The sequence below is a fragment of the uncultured Megasphaera sp. genome (genome assembly GCF_958350005.1).
Classification (GTDB): domain Bacteria; phylum Bacillota; class Negativicutes; order Veillonellales; family Megasphaeraceae; genus Megasphaera.
Genome location: NZ_CATWFF010000172.1, coordinates 1 through 4,131, shown reverse-complemented (window position 1 = coordinate 4,131; position 4,131 = coordinate 1). Strand labels below are relative to the sequence as shown.

General features: G+C 45.3%; 2 protein-coding genes. Both read right to left on the bottom strand.

Annotated features, from left to right (window positions below):
• Positions 1-117 precede the first annotated feature (117 nt).
• Positions 118-789, bottom strand: a complete 672-nt coding sequence (locus Q3886_RS08815) for a DUF4391 domain-containing protein (protein WP_301861026.1) — start codon at positions 787-789, stop codon at positions 118-120.
• Positions 790-801: 12 nt separating this feature from the next.
• Positions 802-4,032, bottom strand: a complete 3,231-nt coding sequence (locus tag Q3886_RS08810) for a helicase-related protein (protein ID WP_301861025.1) — start codon at positions 4,030-4,032, stop codon at positions 802-804.
• Positions 4,033-4,131 lie beyond the last annotated feature (99 nt).

Below are 4,131 nucleotides of genomic sequence, written 5' to 3'. Positions count from 1 at the left end.
TTACTATATACTTCTATATTTCCATCCCAGGAAGGCTCTTTATCCCCGGTATGAATATTAGAATTTAGATAATCCGACTTAGCGATAGCCATATTAACCGTATTCACAGCCAATTTTTCAATATCCATTACGTTCTCCTATACACGCAAGTAATTCATTTTCAAGCCGTTTCACCTGCTCATGTATCTCCATGCGCCGATTGAGCTGTTTTTCTTTATGCATTTTCCGTTCCAGTGCGGCAATTTGCTTTTCTAGCTGCCGCCGCTGTTCATCCCGTGCTATTGTATCTTTCAGGCGTTCCCCAGAATCGGCCTGCAGTACCTCACCGGCAATTTGCCGCACCAGACTTTCGTATACGGCATCCAGGTTCAGCCCTTCTATCTGAAATTGCAATTTCTCTTCCGGCATCCAGGCTGTATGATAATACTGTCCGACCTTATAAGCACAATGACCTGAGGCGGTCCTTTCTTTATAGCCAATCCAGGCCTGTGCCTTGCCTTCGTAGGTCAGGATAAAAAGAATATGATACGGTATGCCTTTGTCAATTTGACGAAGGACAGTTTCATCCAGTTGTGGGCCGTGTAACCGCACTTCAAGAACCTCAATTTCTGTGACAGTCTTTCCTGCCGCCAGATTCAGCGTCGTTTCGGCCAGCTTGTTGCGCCAGTAAATAAGATGAATCTGTTCGACAAACAGCCGTTTCAGTGCAGGCGTACAGTCCATGTGGTCATAAAATTTTTGTTTTGGTATCCGTCGACCGAACTCGGTCGAGGCGGGCAATCCAAACATATACACTCCCCCCTACTGTACGACGAGGAAACAAATGAGCTCAAAATCATCCAGGCCCTGTACTTCATTCAACAATGCTGAAGTTCCTCCGGCAGAAAAAAGGCTGTCAATGTCGCTTTCTTCTTTCATGTCCACAATGGAATAAATGGCGTCGCTTAAGAGCGCCGACAGGGCTGTCATATTCTTGCCGTCGTCAGTTTGTTTGTTAAATGGCACATAGACTTCGGGAATGGGCTTCGACTGATTCCGGCACAGCAGCCGAATTGTATCCAGCAACTCTTTCGGATGCAAATAGTCACATACAATATCGCCTGTATTGGCGACATATACCATATAAAAGGGATGTATCCGATTCTGGCGATCTATATTCAGCTGCGTATTTTTATTTTTCAGGATGAAAATAGCTCCTGGCGGCGTATGGTCCGTTGCCGGTACGATGGCATGGAGTCCTTTGGGCTTGTTTACGATATCGCCATATGTATGCAGGTGAGCCAGTAAATCTAGGCGGAACTCATTCAGTCCCAAATCCATAATGGAGATGCTCTGGGACATATCTTCCATATCGACGACTTCTTCCTGGAGCCGCCGCAGTTGTTCTTTCCGATAGGCAAGATCGCCTTTTTCTTCCGGGTCCAGTATGTTATCGTCCCCTGTTGAGGTCATGACGGTCAGCTTCATCCTCGTTTCCACGCGGGCCTGCAAATTAATGTATTCGTCCAGGGTAACATCAGGCCAGAAGTTCACCAGCTGAATATACTGGTTGGGACTGCCAATGCGGTCTACCCGGCCAAATCGCTGAATAATGCGAACCGGATTCCAGTGAATGTCGTAGTTCACTACGTAATCGCAATCCTGTAAATTCTGTCCTTCAGAAATACAGTCTGTAGCAATGAGGATATCTATATCGTCCTTGCTGTCCGGCATCAGTACGTCCCGCCGCTTCGACTGGGGCGAAAAAGAGGTCAGGACGTTATTCAGGGTCGCACGAAAGCCGGGGATGGTCGTCCGTCCGTCAATAGAGCCGGTAATCACAGCCGTATGCAAATGATACTTCTGCCATACATACTGGCTGACCTGTCCGTATATATACGTTGCCGTATCGGAAAAAGCCGAAAAGATCAGCATCTTTTTATTCCCGTTATTGATAGGATGCTGTATCTTTTCATCGATCAGATGAAAAAGGGCCTGCAGCTTCATGTCGTGTTCAGGCGTGATGTCTTCTATCATCAGGATGAGCAGGGACAGAATGTCTGCATCCTTGCCAAGATCAGCCTGCCAGCTTTTCCAGTCCATATCAGCCAGATTGATTTTTACCTTGTTGCCGACAGAAAAAAGTTCCGCATTTTCGTCATCTATGTCAAAGTCTTCCCCCGTCATGTCATACATGGCAATCTCAGCATGACCACAGGCTTCAAACTGATGAATGACCTGTATGGTATGCCGAATAAGTTCATGGATTCGTATTAATGTCAGACGAAAGGAATAGACAGAGCTTTCCAGCCGTTTTAACAGGTTGATGCTCATCAATCGGCGAACACCCTGTTCCCGGCCGCGCTGTGTCAGGTTGTCGCCTTTATTATGGGTAATTTCCTTATACTTCGGCAGCTTGCTGGGGAAAATATAATTAGTCGGCGTATAGATGCATAAATTCAGCTGCATCAACTGTTCATAAATTTCCTGATAGTTAATGGCATGGTCTAAATCCGTAAGTCGGGGACGGAGCGAAATGGGCTTCAGCCGTTCCGGAAATTTGCCAATCGCCTGGGTATCATAATATTTTTCTACATGTCGGCGGGACCGGGCAATAGTTACGCTGTCCAGTAATTCAAAAAAATCAAAATCCAACATAGGAAGCAAGGTTTCCGTCGTACGATCCTGAACAGGAAGCTTGCTCCACTGCGTAAAGGCTTTCTGGGCCTGTTTGAAAATATCATCTATGCTTTTTGACGTATGAAGATGGACATCAAGACGGGCTGATTCCCCTTCATAGGCAATGGCCAGCTGGTTTTTCAAATCGACAAAGCGATTATTCACTGGCGTAGCCGACAGCATGAGGACTTTTGTCTTGACGCCGGCCCGAATAACTTTATCCATCAGCTTCTGATAGCGGTTTTCCTGAGTCTTGCTGTGGGTCCCCATGCCATTGCGAAAATTATGGGATTCATCAATTACGACGAGGTCATAATTTCCCCAGTTCAGCCGCTGTAAATCCAGACCGTTAGACTGTCCGCCAGGCCGGGATAAATCCGTATGAAACAGCACATCGTAATTAAGACGATCACCGGCAATGGGATTATTAACATAATTGTCTTTGTAGGTATTCCAGTTTTCTGCCAGTTTTTTCGGGCAGAGAACCAGTACGGATTTATTCCGATTTTCGTAATATTTGATGACAGCCAGCGCCGTAAACGTCTTCCCCAAGCCGACACTATCCGCTAAAATACAGCCGTTATAGGTTTCCAGTTTATGAATAATCGCCAGAGCTGCATCTTTTTGGAAATCGTACAGTAAATTCCAGATAGCACTTTGCTTAAATCCCGTAGCTTCGTTGGGCAATGTATCTTCTGAAATATCATCCAAAAACTCACTGAAAACGTGATAAAGAGCCATAAAATAAATAAATTCCGGCGAATTCTCGGCATACACTGTACTGATGTTTTCTATTACTGTCTCCGTAACATCCTGCAATTTTTCCTGATCCTGCCAGATCTGCTGAAACAATTGCATATATTGCTGCGAAAACGGCGCTTCCAGGCAATTGACCATGTTATAGCTGTTATTGCCCCGCTTGCAGCCAATATCTACGGTCGTAAAGCCGTTCAGAGGCATATAGGCCACCTGTCTGCCCGAGGACGCTACCGTCATAAATCCCGGCATATGTTCGCCAGTCTGGTTAGATTTAAAGGTAGCCTTTTTGCGCATCCAGTCGGCACATTCTTTGGCAATAGCCCGCTGCGTCATTTCATTGCGAAGTTTCAGTTCAAACTCCGTACCATATAAGCTGGTTTCACGGGATAACCGGGGAATATAAAACTCACGTTTCTGTTTTTCTGCTTTTTCACTGATAAAGGTAGGCGATGTGAAAATAAATCGAAATTTCTTAACCGAGGCTAACTGCTTTTTCAGTTCTTCATAGGCATACATGGAAAAGCAGGCTGCTGCAATGGAGACGCTGCTTCCCCGTTTGATTTCTGTTTTTAAATCTTCACAAACTGTATTCGTAATATTGTCCAGAATCTTCACAAGTCACGTCTCCTTTGCGATATATGCTTAGTATCCATGTACAATACTCAAGAGTTTTGGGTCTTTTTGTATTTCGCTTTATATCTGGCTAAGGTTGTG